The following is a 20,160-nucleotide window of genomic DNA, read 5'->3' as shown; positions in this document are numbered from 1 at the left end:
CCGCCGACGGCTTCCGATGTCTTTCATCCGTTCGACGCGACGTGCCGCGCCGTATACTGCGTAGCCCTTGGAAATAAGTCTCAAGGCGATATCTTTGCCCATTCCCGAAGACGCGCCGGTGATGAGGGCTACGCTATCGGATTTTGCTGTAGTCGATGACATCTCGTATCCTCTCGTCGAGGCGGCCAAGTCGGCAGGCGTGCGGGGTTCGAAGTTTTCGGCGGCCGCGCGACAGTCGGAAGGAGCCTTTGTCACTCCGTCATTTAGGGGCGTACTGCATCTCGCCGTTGCCGAACGACCAGTTTTCCGGAGACACATCCACCAGGCTGATGAAGACGTCCTGCTTGCGGATGCCCGTCTTCTCGTGGATGTCGTCAGCGATCTTGCGATAGAAGGCCTTCTTCACGTCGGTGGTCCGACCAGCATTCCACGTGATCTGGATAAATACGATCCCGGGAGTGTAGTCGATGCCGAGGTAGCCTTCCTTCGGGTAAACCAAGTTGCCCGGCGTATGCGTCGAGACGATCATAAACTTGTCGTGGACGGGGACCTTCGCGATGCTCGTCATCGCGTCGTAGACTATGTCGCTGAGCTTCCGGCGCACTTCCTGGGAAGTCGAAGCGTCCACGTCTATTCTTGCGAGAGGCATTTTCAAACTCCTTGTTCGGCGGTTGAAAGATTTCCAGTGCAGCGTCGCTGTCGGCGAGAATGATGACCTTCGAGAGCGCCCGCTACGAAGCGTGACCGTTCAGCGTGTCCGTCTTTCCCGCCTGCCAGTCGTCGCTCAGGCCTCCGTACATCGTGTGGTACATCTCATCGCCCGCGTGCTGAGTAAACTCGACGTTGATTGTCGTCTCATCGAGCCCGCAGATCTCGATGCATGCCGCCACCAACTGGCGGGCGAGCTCCGCGCGGACCTCCTTCTCGCGACCCTGCCGGATGTCGCACATCAGCAGCGCCGCCGGCCGGGGCTCGCCGGGCCCGCATCGCCACAGGCCGCCTTCTCCCAGCCCGCGGATGGCGATGCTGATCCGATTGATGTTCGCGCTCATCACGTCGGCGTAGATCTCGCCCATCCGCTTGGCGAGGCGCCGCTTCTGATCGGCCGAATGGGTGAATGGGGTGTCCAACTGCAGATAAGGCATTTCGAAATCCTGCAGGCTTGAGGTTGGGAGGTGGCAGAGGTCTAGGTCTTCGCGCCAAGTCTCTTCAGGTAGGACTGCAGCGGCGCAGGAAGGCCTTCGAACCATTCCTGCTCCTTGCCGGGCAGCGGCAGGACGTATCCGTACTCGACCATGTCCGAAGGCTCGAGGTTGCAGAGGTAGACCCAGATCGACTCCTGCGGAATCTTCGCGATGGCGCCGACGTCCTGGGCGATGCTGACGATGAGCGCTCGACGCACGTCCTCGGACCGGCCAGCCCGGACGTCGCCGCGGATCCAGATGTGGCCGTCGGACGGCTTGCCGCCGAGGTAGCGCCTGGTCGACGTGTTTTCCTCAATGACGACCTGAGCGAAATAGGACGGAGCGCCCGTCGCTTCGCTGTGGCGGCGACCGATCGCGATCGCGATCCGGTCCTTCTGGTCGTCGTTCAGGAGTTTCGGCGGAACGGCGCACACATACGTCGGCATGGGTATCTCCTTTGTGTGAGCTAGATGCGGGCTGCGGCAAGCAGATCACCCGGTCTGATCGGGAGGCGTCGCAGACGGATGCCAGTGGCGGCGAAGATCGCGTTTCCGATCGCCGGCGCGACGACCGTGGTCGGCGGTTCTCCTTTCACCCGTCCGCACTTCAGACTTCACGCACGATCAGGTCGTCGGCGCTGCACATAGGCAATAAAGGGTGGACTTATCCTTCAGATAGGCCGTCCTGCACTGGAGACGTGTCACGCAAGACGGCGACCATCGGATGCGCACATTGCTCGTCGCTCGGCCCAAGCTCCATCGATTCTTGAGTCACCCAGCGAGATCAGGGCGAAATGGCTTTGATAGCGCCGGGCGTCTCTCAGCCTGTCGCTGTGACGACCGGCTTGATCTTCGCCGGTGCCTTGTCGGCGTTCTTCGACCAGGACCGGTAGTACGCCAGTGCGGTCATCATCAAGATGCCGGTAATACTGACTGCGATCTGCATCCAGATGGCGCCGGAAACCTCGACCAGCACGAAATGTGCGGCAAACGACAGGAATATCCCGGCGCAAAACACTTCGAGCGACTGCTGGCCGCATTTGATGGCGGGCCGAAAGATCCGCCATTCCAGCCCCGGCCAATCGCGTGGCAGCAGGCGAACGACGAAGAATGCGAACACGACAAAGTGCAGCAGGCGATAGGGCGCGAGGTTGGTCTTATCGTTCGGATTGAAGGTGCCGTAGATCTCCGGCGGGATCAGTGCCCGCAGTTCGTCAAACCGGGCCGCCATCGTCATCACCAGTGCGAACAGAAGATAAGCAATGCCGAGCACCAACTCGGTTCGCGATCGAATGAATGGCATCGCCTGCGCCGATCCACCAAGCGCAAACCAGGCCCCGAACGTGAACAGAAATTGCCATGCGAACGGATTGAAATACCAGACGCCCGTTGGATAGGCCGGAACGTTCCAACCGAAGTGCCTGGCCATTACATAGAGCAGCGCCGAAGCGGCCAGGGTCATGTTGGGCCGGCGCAGCATCAGCCACAGGATCGGCGGGAAAACACCCATCAGCACGATATAGAGTGGCAGCACGTCCATGTTCACCGGCTTGAAGCGAAGGATCAGCCCTTCGAACAGGAACTGCGCCGGATTTGCCAGAAAACCGCGGATGTTGAATTCATCGGTGAAAGCGGCGTTGCCATACTTCTGCGCGAGATATCCGATTTCGGCGAGGTAGAGCACGAAGAGGAAGACGTGGGCGACATAGATCTGCCAGACACGCTTCAGCAGCCTCGACGCGCCGATGATGAACCCCCGTTCCAACATCATCCGCGCAAAGACAAAGGCGACCGTGTAGCCGGAAATGAATATGAAGAGATCCGCCGCGTCGCTGAACCCGTAGTTCCGCGTCGTCACCCAGTTCACGATGTTGTTGGGGATATGGTCCAGGAAGATTCCCCAATTTGCCACACCGCGGAAAAGATCAAGTCGGAGATCTCGGCCTTTCACCGGGAGCGTAGCGAGAATCTTCATCGTCCTTGCACCGAAGCTGTAACGCGCGATCTCTTCCGCCGACTGCTTGCCTGCGCGGCACCCCGACGTGGTCGCTCCGAGCTTGGCTGGCCGACGACCGCACGTATTGTACAATTATGCGCAAGCCGGACCGGGCTTTTCATTCAGCTCGTATGATCGCTACTTTGGCCGCGGAATCGGGCGACCTATCCATCGGTCACGGCGCGCCGCGCTTGCGTGATTCAGCTCGCGACGTTGTTCGCCCATCCAGCGCCTCAAACCAACAGCACGCCTCGCCCAATCCCGCTAGCTCATTGGGACTACGGACTCTTGCCACATGAAACGATAGAACCGCCCTCGCCTTCTTATGTCTGGCCCGCACCGGCGGATGATATGCGACGATCGGCTGAACATCAGGCTTTGACTTGGCCGTCGATTTAGCCAAGGACTCGACGCTGGCCTGATCCATTATTTCACCAGGCAGATGCTCGACCGATTCCTGGGGCTTCGCCGCCTCAATGGACGATGACGAGAATATCGGCTGGTTGGTATCCAGGACGACCTTTTCCGGCCATTTGCGCTCGGATCTGATCCGGATAACCGCCCTTTCGATGATCTCCAGCCGATCAGAGAAGCTCGCAGGAGGCTCCGGCAAGGACCAGCCGGCTACCAGCAGCAGAACCAGAAGCGCGCTTCCGACAACCATAAAATATCTGGCTATGGGCACAGACGATAGCTCCCGCGAGTTGAGCAATCGCGGTCAGCCCCAGGGCAGCGACGCTTGACCACACTCATGCCGCGCGGCAATCGAATGGGGGGTGCCGCACCGCCGCGTCACGCCTTCAGCGGGACGACGACGCCTCGACTAGAGAACATTCTCCTTCACCATCTCCCAGACGTCGCCTCCCCGGCCATGCAGAATCGCACGCGTCGAATAGAGCGCCATTCCGATCGCCGGCTCTACCTGCATGAACGGCGGCATCACGAGCTGCATCGGGTTGACGTGCACGTGCAGAAGCGCAGGCCCCGGTTGCGCCAGCCAGTCCTTGACCGTGGTCTCGAGCTTGGTCCGCGTTCGAGACTGTTTCGCCCCAGAGACCCAGCGCGCGTGCAACCCCTGCAAAATTCGGGTTCTTCAACTTCGTGAAGGTATCGAGCATGCCCTCGGCCTTCTGCTCGATCTCCACAAAGCCAAGCTTGCCGTTGTCGTAGACGGCAATCTTGATCGGCAACTCCTGTGCGACGACCGTCATCAGGTCTCCGAACAGCATGGAAATTCCACCGTCGCCCGCCATGCACACGACTTGTCGACCGGGTTCCGCCTTCTGGAGTCCAATGGCTGACGGCATGCCATTGGCCATCGTGCCGTGAAGCAGGCTCGCGAACGTGCGGCGCTGACCGTTCGCGTCGATATGGCGATAGGCCCAGGCGGCCGGGGTACCATCGTCGGCCGTGAATAACGCATCCTTGGCCGCGTGGCGGTTGATCACCTGTGACAGATAGCTCCCGGGAATGCTGCCATCGTGGCCGGCAGCGACTTTGGCCAATTGCTGCTCCCGATAGTGCGCGTAGCGCTTGACGTATGCCGTTCGGAACGAGGCGTCGGCACGCTCGACCAGCAACGGCAGCAACGCCGCGATGGTCGCCTTCACGTCGCCGACGACGCCCTTCGTGACCGGGTGGCGGCGTCCGAGATGAGTCGGATCAATATCGACCTGCACGATCTTGGCTTTGTCGGGGTAGAATTGCCGCCAGGCAAAATCCGCGCCCAGCATCAACAACGCGTCGCAGTCCAGCAGGGCATGGTAGCCAGCCTCGTTGCCGAGCATCCCCGTCATTCCGATGTTGTAGGGATTGTCATGCTCGAGGAAATCCTTCGCCCGCGACGTGTGCGCGATCGGCGCCTTCAGTTTGTCGGCAACGGCAAGAATCTCCTGATGCGCGCCCTGGCAGCCCGATCCGCCGTACAGCACGACGTTTTCGCTCTTGTTGAGAATTTCCGCGATCTCGGCGAGATCGGCGTCGTTTGGCCGAGTGACCGGCGTGGCGACATGCACCGCGTAAGGGATGCGGTCGTCCACGACGGAAGCGGAGACATCCGCTGGCACGATCAGAACGGCAACACCGCGTTTCGCAAGCGCCGTCTGGCAGGCAATCACGGTCTTGCGTCGCGCCTGTTCCGGCGTGTGGATCATGTCGCAGAAGACGCTGCAGTCCCGCTAAACCTGCTTGAAGTCGACCTCCTGGATGAAATCGAAACCCAATTCATCGCGAATGATCCGGCTTGCGATCAGGATGACGGGCGCCCGGTTGCGATTGGCCTCGAATATGCCGTTGATGAAATGCAGGCTACCGGGGCCGCAACTCCCGGCAACTGCCGTCAGGCGATCCGCGACCTGCGCCTCCGCCTGCGCAGCAAACGCGCCGGCCTCTTCGTGTCGCATCGACACCCACTCGATTTCGCTTTTTCGAGCGAGCGGGCGATCAGGTTGAGCGTATCGCCCACCACGCCGTAACAGTGCTTGACGCCTGCACTCCGCAGGGTTTCGACAATGATATCCGCGACCAGCCTGCCCATTACATCAAGCCCTGTTGTGATCCTTGGTCACAACGTGCACCCAATCGCGCGCCCGAGGCTTGTATCGGAATGCGAGGACTTGGACCCACCTGCGCTGGCAGCGCGGTGTCTGCTTCAGCCAGAGAAGCCGGTTCGGAGTTGGTTGAGAACCTGCACAGCGCGCGTGTGATCGGGAGACAATATCTCGCCTGGCATTCGATCAACGGCAGCGCCTAGGTGCTTGCGGGCTTCCGGCACGCGATGCTGCTTCAGCAACAGCTCCGCAAGGTCCGTCGCCGCCTTCAATTCGAACAAGGCGGCGGACTGCCGTTTCGCCCAGTCGATGGCCGAAAGAAAGCTTGCTTCTGCTTCGGGATAGTCCTCCTGCGACCTGGATGCTAGGACGACGCCTTTCACTCTCATCAACGCCGGCACGAACAGAAATTTTCCTCCACGTTGCTGGAGGTCAAGAGCATTCGCCACCAGCGTCAATGCCTCTTCGTGAAGGCCAGAAGCAGCAAGACCCGCACCGAGATCGCTGACAAAATCCATATTGAGCATTTCATGACGTTGGGCCTCGAGCTCTTCCGACGCCTTCTTCAGCAACGGAACGCCGTCGCGAACGTTACCTTGAAGCAGAAGCCAGCGACCTCGCATCCCGGTTGCGATGGCTTGGAGCGGCTTGAGGGCGTGAGCTGCGGAGAGGTCGCTCAGTTGCGCGATGTACTGCTCTGCCTTCGGCCAATCCTCCGCCGCCAGATAGAGAGGGAGAACGAGGATGAGGGCTCGGCACAATGTCGCCGGATAGCCGGATTTTTCTCCCTCCTCTATCGCGAGCTTTGCGTAGTCCAACGATTGGTCGAGCACCCCCCTGTACAACAGCGAGCGCGCCATGCCGGCAAGCGAGAGGGTGGTGTGATGAAACAAGTAGTGTCCAGCGCGCGAGCCCGAGCCCGATGCCGAGTGGCGCAGGCTCGCTTCGAAATGCCTCTGTGCAGCAAGATGATTTCCCGCCAGATGATTTGCGGCGCCCAACATCGTTTCAGCGAACGCCATGTCGTCGGGATCTCGGATTTTCAAAGCCACCTTTTGGCTTCGCGCGGCGATATCGAGCGCGCGGTGAATGTCGGTGGTCCAGCTCGAATGCAGGAACAGTCCGCTCAGAAGCCTTAACTCGCGCGCGAGGTCCTGCTGCATCACTAGGGGCAGCGAAGCGGAATCCTCCCTCTCGTGGCTGGAGTTTCCATGCTGACCTTCCAGCCGGGCTATCGCCTGTTCTGCCCAGCCCTGCCATTCGCTCAATAGCGACAGCTCCATAAATGGCTGCGTTGAAGCGACCGCAAGTTCGGTCGCGATCTCGTCGTTGCCGTGCGATCCAAAGCTCCATTCCAGTGCCGACCTGATATTGCTGAGTTGCTGGGAATAGGCTGCAACCCTTTCAGCCCGTGGCAAGGCCGACAGCACCTCTTTTTGCGATTCGAGCTGTTGGGTGACGTATTCCACGTGCCGCAGGAAGATCGGGTCGAACTCGCCATGTTCCTCCAGCTTTCCAAGCGCGTATGCCCGCGTCGTGTCCAGCAACCGATATTGCGCCTGCGTTTCGTCGATCCGGGTTGCAATCAATGACTTCTCGACCAGGCCGGCAAGGGCGTCGAAAATTTCTCCGGCGCCGATGTCGAATTCACCGGCGACGTATCTCGCGCCTTCGAGGGTGAATTGACCGACGAAGGGAGCGATGCGTCGAAGAACAATCCTCTCGGCGTCGGACAGCAGATCGTAGCTCCAATCCAGTGCCGCCTTGAGCGTCCGGTGCCTGGGAACTGCCGTTCGATGACTGAGCTTCAACAATTCCAGCCGGGACACCAGGCGGGCTACCGTGTTCTTGATGCCGAGTACGGCGACCTGGCCCGCCGCCAACTCGATCGCCAGCGGCATGCCATCCAGCTTTCGGCAAATTTCGGCGACGAACGGCGCTTCCTCGTCGGAGAGAACGACGCCTCCCGCCCTCCCCCGCCGACACCCGCCGTACGAACAATTGCACGGCCGGATACCGAAGCACGCTATGTGCGGTCTGCTCGGAGCCATCAGGTGGAACATCGAGGGGAAGAACCCGGCAGCAGTGCTCGCCTTCGACCTTGAGCAATTCGCGGCTCGTGGTCAGGAGATGGATATGCTCTGTTCCCTGGTACAGTTGCTCGGCAACCAGTGCGACCGCCTCGATCACGTGCTCACAGCTGTCGAGAATGATCAGAAGCTTCTGCGAACCAACGAGGTCGACCAGCTCCAGACCGGGATCTTTCGATTTGAGTGTAAGTCCCAGCGATGTCGCGACGGCCCCCGCTACATGCCGCGGATCGGTCAGGCTTTCCAGGTCGATAAAATGCACCTTGCCGTCAAACTCCTCGGCAACCGCGCGGCCGACAGCCAGCGCAATGGTCGTTTTGCCGATGCCGCCTGGGCCGAGCAGTGTTACGAACCTTGCTTCCCGCAGCTTGTCGCTGACCTCACTGACGGCTATTGCGCGCCCGATCATCGTGATCGGCCGCAAGGGGAGCCTGCGTTGTTGCCGGAACCTGGCGTTCCCGCTTTCCGCCCCATCGGCGTGAGAGGCAACGTTACCGACGAACGAGTAGCCCCGTCCCTTGACGTTTGCGATGTATCGGGTGCCAAATTGGCCGTCACCGAGCGCCTTGCGGATCGCGGCGACGTGGACCCGGATGCTTCCCTCCTCGACGTTCACGTCCGGCCAGACGTGATCGATCAGTTCCTGCTTTGCGATCACTTCCCCCGGACGCCCGGCCAGGTAGATCAGAATGTCAAGGGCCCTGCTGCCAAGGGGCAGCACCTCACCCTCGCGCCGAAGCACCCTTTCCCTGCTCGAAAGCTCAAAGGGGCCAAACTGCAGATTTCCCTGAGCTTCATCGTCAACCATGGTTCTTGACCTGGACTTGGTTTGCTTGTCCGGGTGTTCAACTATACGTGCAAAACCCAAGCGTGCGGTCCTGCTAGACATGAGCTTGCTTCGCCTCTCCGGTAAGCTTTGTCCCCATGATGCCCGGCGCTTCCCTCTCGCTAACAGAAATCGTACACTTTAGTCATCGGGGGTATCCCCCGAATGGGGGGAGCCCCCACGGCGATAAGGGGGAGCCCTTGATCCAGCCGCGATCGAGCAATCTTGCTACCGGGAGGGCTGGCTTGCCTGCCAGGGGACAGCTGCCATTCCTCGCAACCAAGGTTTTGCCGGCACGATTCGGCGGGCTGGTAGCGCGTCCCCGGCTCGTCGCGATCTTGTCCGAACTCCCCGCCAAGCGACTTGCCGTCATCAAGGCGCCGGCGGGCTTCGGCAAGAGCTCGCTGGCGGCCGCTTGCGCCGAGCAGCTCGAGCAAGGTGGCAACTGCGTTGCGTGGCTGACCATCGATTCAGACGATGACGAGGCCACGCGGTTTCTGTGTTACGTATCGCAGGCCCTGCACCAGGCCTGTCCGGACGTTGGCGCCGGCGCATTAGGGCTGGTCCTCGAGAACAACCTGATCGACCCGACAGCGATCCTGTCGAGCCTGATCAACGATCTGGCCGAGATCGAGGATGATGTATATCTGTTCCTCGAAGATTATCACTGGCTCAGCGCTTCGCGCATCCATCAGACGGTCGCGTATTTTCTGAAGCACGCGCCGTCTCATTGTCATGTGGTGCTTACGACACGCACCGAACCTCCCCTGCCGCTCGCGACCCTGCGAGCCCAGAATCAGCTGATCGAAATTGATTCCATAGCCCTGCGATTCGATATGCAGGAGACCCAAGCGTTTCTCGACCACGCCAAGCCTGGCGTTCTGGAACTCTCCGACGTCCAACTCCTGCAACGCAAGACCGAAGGGTGGCCCGCCGCCCTGCGAATTGTTGCGTCGATGCCCTCACAGTTCGGATTGTCATTCAAGGAGTACGTACAGAGCCTCTCAGGTTCGCAGCGTCCAATTGCGGCCTACTTGTCGGAGATGCTGAACACGCTTCCGGTCGAAATGGTCGACTTCATGCTGCGAACCGCCATTCTCGATCGGCTCTCCGGTCCACTATGCGAGGCCGTAACCGGTTCGAGCGCGAGCCGAGCAATCCTGGCATCGCTTGCCGGGCGCCAAATGCTGCTCACGCCGCTTGATAATGACGGGGTGTGGTTTCGCTATCACGCGCTGCTCGCCGAATATTTGAGACAGAGGCTGGAGGCCGACCGCGGCATTGAAATTCCAGAGCTGCACGGACGTGCCGCGCTTTGGTATGCCTCCCACGAATTATGGACCGAGGCGGTACAGCACGCGATTGCAGCCGGCGCTTCTGACCGTGCGATCGGCTGGATCAAAAATTGCGCCATGGCCCTGATAAAGAAAGGCGATCTCTTCACCTTGCTCGAATGGCAGCGCCAATTTCCCGACGAACTGATGCGAGGTCAGCCCGAGGTCAGGTTGGCAATCGCCTGGGGATTGGCGCTCGCGCTTCGTTTTGATGAGGCCCTACAGCTTGCAACTGAAATAGAGACCGATATCGCTGCCACTCAGCTGCCGGAGAGCGACTTGCTGTGCGCATGCCAGGCGATCCGCTCTGTTGCTATCGCGCTGAAGGATGACAGCGAGCGGGCGCTGCCTCTGGCACAGGATTGTGTGAATCGCTCGTCCGATCCCTGGACCGCGAATGTTGCCTCAAACGTCGTTCGCTTCGGCCACCTGCAAGCTGGTGACCTCAAGCAGTTCTATGCGACGCCCTGGATGCCCTATTCGCCGGAGGAAGACCGGAGAAACGTATTCGCGTCGGTATATCGGCGCTGCCTTCAAGGTATCGCAGAGCTCCGGCAGCTGCGACTCGCCGCGGCGGAGGGTCATTACCGTGAGGGGCTGCGCATTGCGGAGCAGTACGTCGGCCCGCACTCGGTGGCAGCGGCTTTGCCTACCAGTCTGATTGCACGAATCCTGTACGAGCAGGGCCAGCTGGACGAAGCAGAAGCCCTGGTGATCGATCGCGCATCGCTGATCAACTCCGGGACAATGCTCGACTGCGTTCGCAGCGCCTATTTCGTGATGGCCAGGGTAGCCGCTGCCCGGATGAACCTCGATCGTGCCCAAACGCTGCTGGAACGAGCTGAATGCCACGGCATCTCACGTGATTGGGGAAGGCTGACGGCAGCTTCAACAGCAGAACAAGCGCGGCTTTACCTCAACGAACGCCGCATCGATGAAGGCGCCGCGTGCGTCGATCGGCTGGAGCGGCTTGCGAGAAAGTACCCTGCGCCGCGACTTTGTGCATGGTCGGAAATTCAATGGGACCACAAACTGGCCCAAGCTCATTTGCTGGGACAACAGGAGCGCCCCGAGGAGGCGATGTCTATCCTGCGGGAACTTCAGCGTGAAACCGAAGCGGCCGACCATCGCTACTTCCTGATCCGGGTCGAGATTCGAATCTCGGCCCTTCAGCTACGCCTTGGCAAGGCCGCGGAAGCAACAAGTCGATTTCGCCGTATCCTTGCCGCATGCGCCAGCGGGGGTCTCTATCAGATCATTTTGGACGAGGGTTCGCTCACTTCCGAGCTCGTCCAGATGGCCCAGCAGAGCGGCAGCATTGGCGCGCACTTGACGTCTTATGTTGATCGACTCGTGGCCGATTTCCAAAGGGCCCGGCAAGATAGCCTTGCGCCGCCCTTCAGAGTCCAGGCCCTGCAGGCATTGAGTCCCCGCGAGACCGACATCCTCACGCTGATTGCGGGAGGATTGTCCAACAAGGAAATCGCCCGGAGCCTTTACATCGGTCCTGAGACCGTGAAGTCGCACCTCAAGAGCGTCTTCACCAAGCTGGGTGTGGAGAGGCGCGCGCAAGCGGTATCACGCGCGCAGACCCTGGGTCTTGTCACAACGCAGTGACGCTGAGCCTGGACGCATATGGGTCTATTCAAGCTTTCGCTCTGCCCGATGATTTCGCCATCCCTAGCCCGGTTTGCAGGGCCCTAACGCTTGCCTGTTCGAGGATTCGCCTGGCCAAAATGAGATCGGGTGTCGTGAGACCTTCGGAGAACCGACTGTAGACCGGACTGATCAGATCACGGGCTCTCTGCACCTCGCCGCGCCCGATCCAGATCCGCGCGAGCTCCAATCCAGCACGCAGTTCGAACGGAAGCGCTGATTCTTGGCGGGCCTGCTTCATCGCCTTCGCGAAAAACTCCTCTGCCAAGAGCCCCTCGGGCACATCCCCGGACGCGAACGCCGAGCCTTTCGCCAGGAAAAATGCGGGCAGACGAAGAAGCCTATTGGCCTCGATAACGGCGGAAATCGATCGATCGATGAGCGCCAACGCTTCCGAGCGCGCGTTTTGCTTCGCCAAGCTAACAGTTAATTCAGAGACAAGATCGCTCGTCACTACGTCGTACCGGTGAATGGCCAGTTTCTCCAAACTCTCTTGCAGATATTGTATGCCATCCGCCATTCGCCCGATGCGGACCAAGTACCGCCCCCTAAACCCTAAAGCGACTGCACGAGCTGGTGCCAACGAATGCCTCTCGGCGGTCTGCTCGAGTTCTGCAAGACTACGCTCGATCTGCTCCAAATCGTCGATCCAAAAATAGAGCCGCATCGAGTTGGTGAGCGCGCGACACAGTCCGACTGGATGCCCTGATCTTGCGGCCTCCTCAATGTTCATTTTGGTGCAGTCGGCGGCTTGGTCGAGATTACCAGAGAAGAAAAATGAATGGGTAAGAACACTAAGCGAAGAGCTCCGCAGATCGAACAGGTATTGGCTTGCATTGAACCGTCGAAGCGAGCCATGCAATGAGCGTTTCAGATGTTGTTGCGCCCGCCGTTGATCGGAACGAAGACAATATGCTGCCCCTAGCATGGCATCAGCGATGGCCGCATCGTCTGGATTTCCGGTTTTTCTTGCGGCGGCCACGCTACGAAGCGCGAGTTCATACGTTCCTGCCGCGTCGACAAGCCCATGAAGATACATCGACAATCCGCTAAGTAGAGACAGGTGCAGGTGGGTATCTTCGTGCTGTTGCGCAAAGTTCAGCGCTGTGTGGAAAGCCTCGCGAACCCTGTCACTATTGCCTTCGGTGTACATGAGCGACATAGCAAGCGCAGCGTGACTCTTCATCTGATGCCGAGGATCGCAGTCCGACGGCATCCGATCGATCGCCTTCTCCATCCATGTTCGGCATTCCAAAAGGAGCGACATGGCTAGAAGCGGCTGCGAAGCTGTGGCCGCCAATCTTATGGCTGCGGCGTCGTTTCCATTGGGACCAAAGCTCCATTCAAGCGCGGCACGGACATTTCCAAGATAGTCTCGAACGGCGTCGACTGCAGCTTCCGTGAACTCCAAGTCGAAGAGATTGACCGGGTTGCTTTCCAGCATTTGAATCGAGAAGCTCGCGTGCCGCCCGGCAATAGAGTCTCGCTCGCCGCTGGTGGCCAACTTCTCCAAAGCGTAGGCACGCGTCGTATCGAGCAACCGGTAGAACCGTCCCCGCGATTCGGTCCAAAACCCCGATCAGGGATTTATTGACGAGATTTCCCAACGCACCCGATATCTCGGACTCGTCTATCCCCACTTCCTCCGCGACTGCGAGCACGGCCTCCAGCGTGAAGCGCCCCACAAAAATAGCGACACGTCGCAAGACGACCCGTTCGATCTCCGAAAGATGGTCGTGGCTCCAGTCCAGCGTTGCGATCAGCGTTTGATGCCGTGGATTTGCGGTCCGTCGGCCGAATTTCAGGAGATCGAGGCGCGAACCCAGTCTTGCCACCGTATTCCCAACGCCAAGAACAGCGGCCCTTCCGGCGGCGAGTTCGATGGCGAGGGGAATGCCGTCAAGCTTGCGGCAGATCTCGGCAACCATGGGGGCTTCGTCGTCACGAAGCGAAAACTCGCCGCGGCGAGCACTGACGCGCTCGGCAAACAACCGTACCGCCGGATAGGCAATCGCCTCCGACGCTGTCAGCCCCGGCTGCTCCGGCGGGCAATCCAGTGGACAAAGACCAACCACGTGTTCACCAGCGACGTGAAATGCCTCCCTGCTGGTCGCAAGCAGGTAGATGTCGGGGGCATTTCGAAAAATTTGGCCGGCGATGTCAGCAGCTTTCTCGATGAGATGCTCGCAACTATCGAGAATGATAAGTGCCTTGCGAGGGCGCAGAAAATTAAGCAGCGCCGCCTTTGGATCTACCAACTGCGGGCCGAGCCCGACCGCGGAAGCGATCGCGCCGATCAGATATACCTGGTCGTTTACGGTTGAAAGATCGACAAAGAATGCCGCGCCGGAGAAGTCGGCCAGCGCCCGGTGTCCGACCGACAGGGCGACCGTTGTCTTGCCTATACCGCCAGCCCCCAGAATTGTAATCAGGCGCTGTCCGGTCTGGAGCAAACCTTGAATTTCAAGGACAACATTGTTGCGACCGAGCATGCGGCCCAGCGCGGGCGGCAGGTTGGGCATGCCCGCGGACGCACTACCGCTGTCGTGGTCCGCGGAAAGGCGAGCGACCGGCGCGATGAAGCTGTAGCCCTGGCCCTGTACGTTCGCGATGTACTTGTTACCGAACTGCCCGTCGCCCAGTGCCTTGCGCAGCGCCGACAGGTGGACGCGAAGACTGCCCTCTTCAACCGTTACGTCGGGCCATGCCCGCGCGATCAGCTCGGCTTTCCCGACAACCTCACCGGCGTTTTCGAGAAGCGCGATCAAAATGTCGTAAGCCCTGCCACCAAGTGGAAGGGCCTGGTTCGCCTTCTTCAGGGAGCGCTCGGCGACATTGAGCTCGAATGGGCCAAACCGAAGCCGGATTGCACCGGGTGAGCCAATTTGCGGCAAGCTAATTTGTTGAATCGACATAAGTTAGTCCGCCAAGATCCCCGACGATTCGGTCGTTGCGCCGTTCGTCGTCGGACCTGTGGAAATACACTCCCAGCCGATCAAGTGTTAGCCGAAACCACCTGCAGCAACAAGCGGTCAGTGGTACGAGTTGACGGCGCTGTCGGGCCGGTATGAGCCGTTCAACACCCGCTTGGCCAACCGAAGATCGGAGGTCTCAAAGCCTTCTCGAAATTTCATGTAGGTGGCCTGAAGGGTCCGCCACGCGGCCTCCTTTCGCCCGAGCGACTTCTCAGCAATGGCAAGGCTGGTCGCGGCTCTCAACCTCCACGACAAGCTTCCTTGCCTGTCCGACATCTCGATTGCACGAAGAAAATACGCTCTGCAAACAGCCAGCCCTTCCTTGCCGCTCAAGGCCATTTCGCCCCTGATGCGGAGCAATTCGGGGGCATGAAGTTGATTTTCGTCATCGAGGTTGATTTTCGCCCGTTCGAAAACGGCCATGGCCTGCCGGGCGTGACCAGCAACGGCTACACATCGTGCAAACTCCGCCTGCAGGATCGGATGGAAAACACCGTAGCGCGCCGCTGACAGCTTCTCCAGTCCCGAATAAAGCAACTCGGTGGCCGCCTCGGTATCTCCTTGCCTGACCCTGCCGAGCGCCTGCATGGCAAGGCCGAAGCCGTGATAACTCTCCACACCGTACTTGCCGGCATGGTCGACGAGTTCGTTGGCAAGCGCTTCGGTCCGGTCATCCGTATCTGCCAGATATGCATTGAAGCTTGTCCCGGCGAGCGCCACGCACAGGGGGACGGCGTGATCGAGTTGGCGCGCCTCGGCCAGAGACATCTGATTCAGTCGCCGCGCATGATCGGGAGAGCCGCGCAGCCACGCCACACTTGACAGGATCATCAGCGCATCCACCTTGCGGTCGTAGCCGAAGCGCTTGATCAGCGCCTGTCGCGAAGCCTCATCATCACGATGGAGCGACATCTCAAGGCAGTTTTCGGCCTCCAATAGTCGACCGGTGTGGTGGTAGCTGATACCACGCATGTAGTTGGCCGTTGCGATCGCCCCGCGATCGCCGATCTTTTGCGCGACCTCACCGCAGCGTTCCGCCAGTTCGATTGCTTCAGCGTATCGTGGAAGCCGAATCCTGTGAGCCCAGAGAACAAGCAGGGAAGCCAGCTGATATTCGATATCGCCAAGTCCCTCGGCGAGAAGACGTGTCTTGGCCCAGGTCGCGTATGACTCTTCGGTCATCCCGCCTGTGAACATCATGGAACTCGCAAGGGCCGATTGAATGACCATTTCCTGTCTCGTGCCTGAATTCACGCCTTTGAGACGACCGACAGCTTTCGTCATCCACTCCCGGCATTCGGCAAGGAGAGCCATTGCCATCCAGATGCTTGCCGAGGCGGCCGCAAGTTCAACGCTAATTTTCGCCTCGCCTTCGACTGAGAAACTCCAATTCAGGGCAGCTCTGAGATTGTCGACCTCATCTTCAAGCTCCTTGAGCCTTTCATGCACATCCGTTGAAGCGCCTTGCTTGAACAAGTCGCAGTAGTAGAGCGCGTGACGCCGGCGACAGCGGTTCTCCTCATCGCTCTCGGCAAGTCGTTGTGAAGCAAAGGCAAGAGTGGTGTCGAGCAAACGCAGCCGCCCCTCCTGCCCCCGAACGGCAATCATCGATTTCGAACGAAGCTCCCAAACGCAATCGGAGACATTCGCTTCATCTATCGTGTCGTCGGCGGCAACCGCGACAGCCGCTTCGAACGTGAACCCACCGGCAAAAACGCTGAGGCGGCTCAATACACGCTTCTCTGCCTTACCTAGCAGGTCATAGCTCCACTCAAGTGCCGCGTTCAAGGTCTGATGTCTCGGCAGGGCCGTTCTACGCCCCACCCACGACAGGTTCAGCCGCTCCTCGAGCAAGGTTGCCGTCTTGCTGAGGCCAAATATGTCAACCCGGCCGGCGGCGAGTTCGATTGCCAACGGAATTCCATCCAGCCGCCGGCAGATTCCCGCGGCAATCGACGCATCCGCATCGACCAGCTCAAAATGACTTCGCACGGCCCGCACGCGGTCGACCAGCAATTGAACCGCGGGATATTGCAGGACATCCTGCGCCGACAGGTTGCCATCTTCAGGGGGACATGCAAGCGCGCAGAGTTCATGGACATGTTCACCTTCAACCCGCATCGCCTCCCGGCTGGTCGCGAGCAAATGCAGTGTCGGAACATGCCGAAACAGTTCCTCCGCGACAGCCGACGCGCCATCAACAAGGTGCTCGCAACAGTCGAGCACGATGAGCGCTGGCCTTTCCCGCAAGCGATCGATCAGGGCTGGTACGACATTGCTGGTTTGCACCGATACGCCGAGTGCGGTGGCCACGGCGGGGGCGACCAGCGAAGCGGTGCCGAGAGCACCCAAGTCGACGAAATGAATATGGCCGTTGAAAGCGGCACTCATCTCGTGGGCGGCAGCGACCGCCAGGGTGGTCTTGCCGATGCCGCCGGGCCCGACGATCGTCACAAACCTCTGCTCGGTCAGCTTCATCTGGATCGCGGTCAAGGCGTCCCTTCGTCCGAGCATCCGCATCAAGCGCGCAGGCAATCGGGACCTCGCGGGATCCCCCGACGTTGGTGAGGAAAGTGACGTTACGGGTACGACAAAGCTGTACCCCCGTCCGGGCACGTTCGCGATGTATCGCCTGCCAGGGTCACTTTGATCGAGGGCCTTCCGTAGCGCCGAGATGTGGACGCGCAAGCTGACTTGTTCGGCTCCTCTCATTGGCCAAACGCGCTCTATCAGGGTTCTCCTGCCGACGACCTTGTTTGCCTGCTCCACCAGAGCGATGAGGAGATCCATGGCCCGCGCGCCGAGCGGCACGACCTTGGCGCCATTTGTCAGAAGCCTGTTTCCGATCGACAGTTCGAAAGGGCCGAAGCTCAGCACTTTGCCGCGCTGATCGCTCATGGGATGTTCTCGTCCATGCCGGTTCTTGAGCTGACCTCGCTGGGCGTTCCGCGCTCGCGTCGCCAGTTGGCCGGGCTTTGGCCAAAGGCCTGCCTGAACAACCTACATAGATGTGCCTGATCCGAAAGGCCTACGCTCAAGGCGATTTCACTCAGTGATGCCGCACCTGTTATCATCAGGTGGCAGGCTTTCTCCAGACGCCTTCTCACCACATAGGCATGTGGCGATTCGCCAACAGCCAGCTTGAATTTCCGGGAGAAGTGCGCCGGGCTTCGACGTGCGACCGCACTGAGATCCCGGATGTGAATGGTGCGGTGCAGGTTGCCGTCAATGTAAGCGCGCACCCGAAGGATTTGCCAGGCTGCCAGACCGCCCCTTGTGGCACCGTTAGCGCCCGAACAGCGTTCGATCTCCGCTTGCAGAATGTGCGATGCTGTGGCCAGCGACGCCTTGGCCGCTTCCTGATCATGCCCCAGCTCCCGCCTTGCCGTTTCAAGTAGCTGGGCCACGCTGTTCGCAACCAGGTGGAACTGTTGATCGTCTGCAAACGAAGACTCTGGTGCGGTGGTTTGAAGTCCTTCCATGATCACTCTCTCGACAAGCTATCCGAGGCTTCGGATCGGCGGGAGAGTGCCGCAGAGGACGCCGTTTGGCTCGTTAATCAGCGTTATGGAAGGTTAATGCTGGCGCGATGCGCTGAACGCTTTTCATATTAAATATCAATATATTACACGTTTTATAATGCAGCCTTGCACCAATTTCGAACACCTCGACAAGCGCTCACGTCGAAAATGCCATGAGAGATGCGGGGTCCACAACAACGTCCTCCGGCCGAGGGCCTCCGCGGGACGGGGGGTGCCGCGAAGACCCTCCGGCGAAGCAAGGGACTATATGCTTCGCCGTTTCGGAGAGAGTGCACAGTTACCGCGAGCCGTGATCCTCGAGGATCTTCAGATCGCTGACCGAGTAGGAAAGCGAGTAGCGAAACCCGGACTCGATTCTTTTCGGCGCGAGCGCGTTGAGTTCTTCGCCATTCGCTTCCGGAAAGTTAAGTTCGCCCTTCCCGATCCATGCGCCGGTAACCGTGAGATTGTCGGTGATCGACATCGCCAGTTCGTTGACCGCTGGCTTGTCCTGGTATCCGGCCGCCAGTCTCGGAAAGTATCGCAACAGAACCGTGGGTCGGCTGAGGAGGGACAGTCCGTTCTCGACCGGTCTGTGCAAGGTGACGCAGGCTTCCGCAAGACGTTGGCCATGCGCCGAAAGACTGGCGCCAAACCGGCTGCCGGACGCCACCGGCGCCGCGGCAGGACCTGAAGCCGCAAAGGAGCGGGTCTGAAAAATGCTCCCTATTTTCTTAGGAAACCCCTGCGTCCAGCCGCGCGCCAGAGCAGCGTCGTTGTCGACGTAAATGTAGGGGCACCACATGACCGGCTCGTCGCGATACATGGCATCGACCAGAATAAACGCCTCGCGATATTGATAACGCGCCGGATCGAGATATTCGTCGTCCTGTGCCGTGAATTGCCAATCCAGGAACATTATGACGGCATGACCGTTTGAGGTCGAATCCGGAGAAAGACCATTCGGCAATGTCGCCGCCGTCGCGACGGGGTCGGTCCAGAACTCTATCCCGACGACGTCGCCGGCATAGTGCCAGGGTGGCGGTGGAGTTAGAGCGGCCTGGCCGAACGGCGATTTCGGAACTGTAAAACCCCTGAGCATTCCCGTTTTTCCGATGCATCACTTTCGGTGAAGATGCTACCGAAACCAGCCGCAGTTGATTTGCTCGAAGTGCGTCGACTTGTTTATTCCTGCCGCAAAACCAGAACGTCGGGAGCCGCCGCGACGGCTAGGCGGTAAGGTCGGCCAGACTCTCGATATCGGTGACAGAATAGGAAAACGAGAAGCGATATCCGCGCCCCACCTTCAGCGGCCCCAGCATTTCCAGCTCTTCGCCATAGGCCTCCGGAAAATTGAGTTCGCCCGCGCCGCTCCAGATGTTCGTGATCCGGAGCTGGTTCGAGACACATCGAACGAGTTCATCGACGGCCGGCTTGTCGTGCATGCCGGCAGAGAGCCGCGGAAAATATCGCCGTCCGACAATCCGGCGATCAAGCAGGCCAACCAGCCGCTCGGCCTTTTCGTGCAGGGTAACGCGGGCTTGCACCAGCAAGCGGCCGTGAGCCGACATGCAGGCCGAGAACCTGCCATCATGCACGAGTGGCGCCGAAGCAGCGCTCATGGTGGCGAAAGTACGGGTCTGGTGTATCGTCCCGAGCTTTCTCGGATAGCCCTGAATCCAGCCCCTCATCAACGCAGCATCGTTGTCGACGTAGCAATAGGGACACCACGCTATTGGTGTCCCCTTCCATATCGCGTCGAGCAGGACACTGAAGCCGCGACACTGGTACCTGGCAGGATCCAGGTGCTCATCGTTCTGCGCCGTGAACTGGTAGTCCGTGAACAGCGCGACGGAGTGACCTGGACGTTCCCTGTCAGGCTCGACACCGGCTGGAAGAATATGGAGCGACACATCAGGATCGTTCCAGAATTCCACCGCCAGGACATCACCTGCGAAATGCCAGGGCGGCGACGGGACCAAGGCGGCCGCGCTCAGAGGGGACCGAGGCGCCGTGAATCCTTTCAGCAT

General features: G+C 59.8%; 15 protein-coding genes and 1 pseudogene. 1 reads left to right on the top strand and 15 read right to left on the bottom strand.

The features are described from left to right. Positions 1-259 precede the first annotated feature (259 nt). The 9 genes and pseudogenes from ACVWW1_RS00240 to ACVWW1_RS00200 all read right to left on the bottom strand — a co-directional run. Positions 260-649: a tautomerase family protein gene (locus tag ACVWW1_RS00240; RefSeq protein ID WP_456654404.1), complete on the bottom strand. Its 390-nt coding sequence runs from the start codon at positions 647-649 to the stop codon at positions 260-262. 82 nt (positions 650-731) lie between these two features. Next, positions 732-1,145: a tautomerase family protein gene (locus ACVWW1_RS00235; RefSeq protein WP_456654403.1), complete on the bottom strand. Its 414-nt coding sequence runs from the start codon at positions 1,143-1,145 to the stop codon at positions 732-734. A 41-nt stretch (positions 1,146-1,186) separates the two neighbouring features. Further along, a complete protein-coding gene (locus ACVWW1_RS00230) occupies positions 1,187-1,630 on the bottom strand; it encodes a tautomerase family protein (protein WP_456654402.1) in 444 nt (147 codons plus the stop codon). 373 nt (positions 1,631-2,003) lie between these two features. Beyond that, a complete protein-coding gene (locus ACVWW1_RS00225; protein ID WP_456654401.1) occupies positions 2,004-3,158 on the bottom strand; it encodes an OpgC domain-containing protein in 1,155 nt (384 codons plus the stop codon). A 196-nt stretch (positions 3,159-3,354) separates the two neighbouring features. Beyond that, on the bottom strand, positions 3,355-3,843 hold the full coding sequence (locus tag ACVWW1_RS00220; RefSeq protein WP_456654400.1) for a hypothetical protein: 489 nt from the start codon (positions 3,841-3,843) through the stop codon (positions 3,355-3,357). Positions 3,844-3,979: 136 nt separating this feature from the next. Continuing rightward, positions 3,980-5,332: a thiamine pyrophosphate-dependent enzyme gene (locus tag ACVWW1_RS00215; RefSeq protein ID WP_456654399.1), complete on the bottom strand. Its 1,353-nt coding sequence runs from the start codon at positions 5,330-5,332 to the stop codon at positions 3,980-3,982. 24 nt (positions 5,333-5,356) lie between these two features. Continuing rightward, positions 5,357-5,581 (bottom strand): thiamine pyrophosphate-binding protein, encoded by a 225-nt coding sequence (locus ACVWW1_RS00210; protein WP_456654398.1) that lies wholly within the window; start codon positions 5,579-5,581, stop codon positions 5,357-5,359. Between the two features lie 248 nt (positions 5,582-5,829). Continuing rightward, on the bottom strand, positions 5,830-7,629 hold the full coding sequence (locus ACVWW1_RS00205; protein ID WP_456654397.1) for an ATP-binding protein: 1,800 nt from the start codon (positions 7,627-7,629) through the stop codon (positions 5,830-5,832). A gap of 358 nt (positions 7,630-7,987) precedes the next feature. Next, a pseudogene (locus ACVWW1_RS00200) lies at positions 7,988-8,626 on the bottom strand (winged helix-turn-helix domain-containing protein); the annotation flags it as partial. A 218-nt stretch (positions 8,627-8,844) separates the two neighbouring features. Here ACVWW1_RS00200 and ACVWW1_RS00195 point away from each other — a divergent pair. Next, positions 8,845-11,595, top strand: a complete 2,751-nt coding sequence (locus ACVWW1_RS00195) for a LuxR C-terminal-related transcriptional regulator (RefSeq protein WP_456654396.1) — start codon at positions 8,845-8,847, stop codon at positions 11,593-11,595. A gap of 28 nt (positions 11,596-11,623) precedes the next feature. Here the strand turns inward: ACVWW1_RS00195 and ACVWW1_RS00190 are convergent, their stop codons facing one another. The 6 genes from ACVWW1_RS00190 to ACVWW1_RS00165 all read right to left on the bottom strand — a co-directional run bounded on the left by ACVWW1_RS00190 (position 11,624) and on the right by ACVWW1_RS00165 (position 20,160). Beyond that, a complete protein-coding gene (locus ACVWW1_RS00190; RefSeq protein ID WP_456654395.1) occupies positions 11,624-13,078 on the bottom strand; it encodes a hypothetical protein in 1,455 nt (484 codons plus the stop codon). Beyond that, positions 12,978-14,549 carry an ATP-binding protein gene (locus ACVWW1_RS00185; RefSeq protein WP_456654394.1) on the bottom strand — a complete coding sequence of 524 codons (1,572 nt, stop codon included), beginning with the start codon at positions 14,547-14,549 and terminating at the stop codon, positions 12,978-12,980. The genes ACVWW1_RS00190 and ACVWW1_RS00185 overlap by 101 nt, the downstream gene beginning before the upstream one ends. A 117-nt stretch (positions 14,550-14,666) precedes the next feature. Continuing rightward, positions 14,667-17,507: an ATP-binding protein gene (locus ACVWW1_RS00180; RefSeq protein WP_456654393.1), complete on the bottom strand. Its 2,841-nt coding sequence runs from the start codon at positions 17,505-17,507 to the stop codon at positions 14,667-14,669. Further along, positions 17,504-18,091 (bottom strand): helix-turn-helix domain-containing protein, encoded by a 588-nt coding sequence (locus tag ACVWW1_RS00175; protein ID WP_456654392.1) that lies wholly within the window; start codon positions 18,089-18,091, stop codon positions 17,504-17,506. The genes ACVWW1_RS00180 and ACVWW1_RS00175 overlap by 4 nt, the downstream gene beginning before the upstream one ends. 337 nt (positions 18,092-18,428) lie before the next feature. Further along, positions 18,429-19,232 (bottom strand): acetoacetate decarboxylase family protein, encoded by an 804-nt coding sequence (locus tag ACVWW1_RS00170; RefSeq protein ID WP_456654391.1) that lies wholly within the window; start codon positions 19,230-19,232, stop codon positions 18,429-18,431. Positions 19,233-19,359: 127 nt separating this feature from the next. Beyond that, the gene (locus ACVWW1_RS00165) at positions 19,360-20,160 is read right to left on the bottom strand and encodes an acetoacetate decarboxylase family protein (protein ID WP_456654390.1); all 801 of its coding nucleotides are present in this window, start codon (positions 20,158-20,160) and stop codon (positions 19,360-19,362) included.

Source organism: Bradyrhizobium sp. JR3.5, from assembly GCF_054057015.1.
This window is presented reverse-complemented; position numbering and strand designations above follow the sequence as displayed.

What these genes read in the sequence shown, in the direction of transcription:
- ACVWW1_RS00240 (WP_456654404.1), bottom strand. Translation starts at nt 649, where the DNA reads ATGCCTCTCGCAAGAATAGACGTGGACGCTTCGACTTCCCAGGAAGTG.
- ACVWW1_RS00235 (WP_456654403.1), bottom strand. Translation starts at nt 1,145, where the DNA reads ATGCCTTATCTGCAGTTGGACACCCCATTCACCCATTCGGCCGATCAG.
- ACVWW1_RS00230 (WP_456654402.1), bottom strand. Translation starts at nt 1,630, where the DNA reads ATGCCGACGTATGTGTGCGCCGTTCCGCCGAAACTCCTGAACGACGAC.
- ACVWW1_RS00225 (WP_456654401.1), bottom strand. Translation starts at nt 3,158, where the DNA reads ATGAAGATTCTCGCTACGCTCCCGGTGAAAGGCCGAGATCTCCGACTT.
- ACVWW1_RS00220 (WP_456654400.1), bottom strand. Translation starts at nt 3,843, where the DNA reads ATGGTTGTCGGAAGCGCGCTTCTGGTTCTGCTGCTGGTAGCCGGCTGG.
- ACVWW1_RS00215 (WP_456654399.1), bottom strand. Translation starts at nt 5,332, where the DNA reads ATGATCCACACGCCGGAACAGGCGCGACGCAAGACCGTGATTGCCTGC.
- ACVWW1_RS00210 (WP_456654398.1), bottom strand. Translation starts at nt 5,581, where the DNA reads ATGCGACACGAAGAGGCCGGCGCGTTTGCTGCGCAGGCGGAGGCGCAG.
- ACVWW1_RS00205 (WP_456654397.1), bottom strand. Translation starts at nt 7,629, where the DNA reads ATGCCGCTGGCGATCGAGTTGGCGGCGGGCCAGGTCGCCGTACTCGGC.
- ACVWW1_RS00190 (WP_456654395.1), bottom strand. Translation starts at nt 13,078, where the DNA reads ATGCTGGAAAGCAACCCGGTCAATCTCTTCGACTTGGAGTTCACGGAA.
- ACVWW1_RS00185 (WP_456654394.1), bottom strand. Translation starts at nt 14,549, where the DNA reads ATGTCGATTCAACAAATTAGCTTGCCGCAAATTGGCTCACCCGGTGCA.
- ACVWW1_RS00180 (WP_456654393.1), bottom strand. Translation starts at nt 17,507, where the DNA reads ATGAGCGATCAGCGCGGCAAAGTGCTGAGCTTCGGCCCTTTCGAACTG.
- ACVWW1_RS00175 (WP_456654392.1), bottom strand. Translation starts at nt 18,091, where the DNA reads ATGGAAGGACTTCAAACCACCGCACCAGAGTCTTCGTTTGCAGACGAT.
- ACVWW1_RS00170 (WP_456654391.1), bottom strand. Translation starts at nt 19,232, where the DNA reads ATGCTCAGGGGTTTTACAGTTCCGAAATCGCCGTTCGGCCAGGCCGCT.
- ACVWW1_RS00165 (WP_456654390.1), bottom strand. Translation starts at nt 20,160, where the DNA reads ATGCTGAAAGGATTCACGGCGCCTCGGTCCCCTCTGAGCGCGGCCGCC.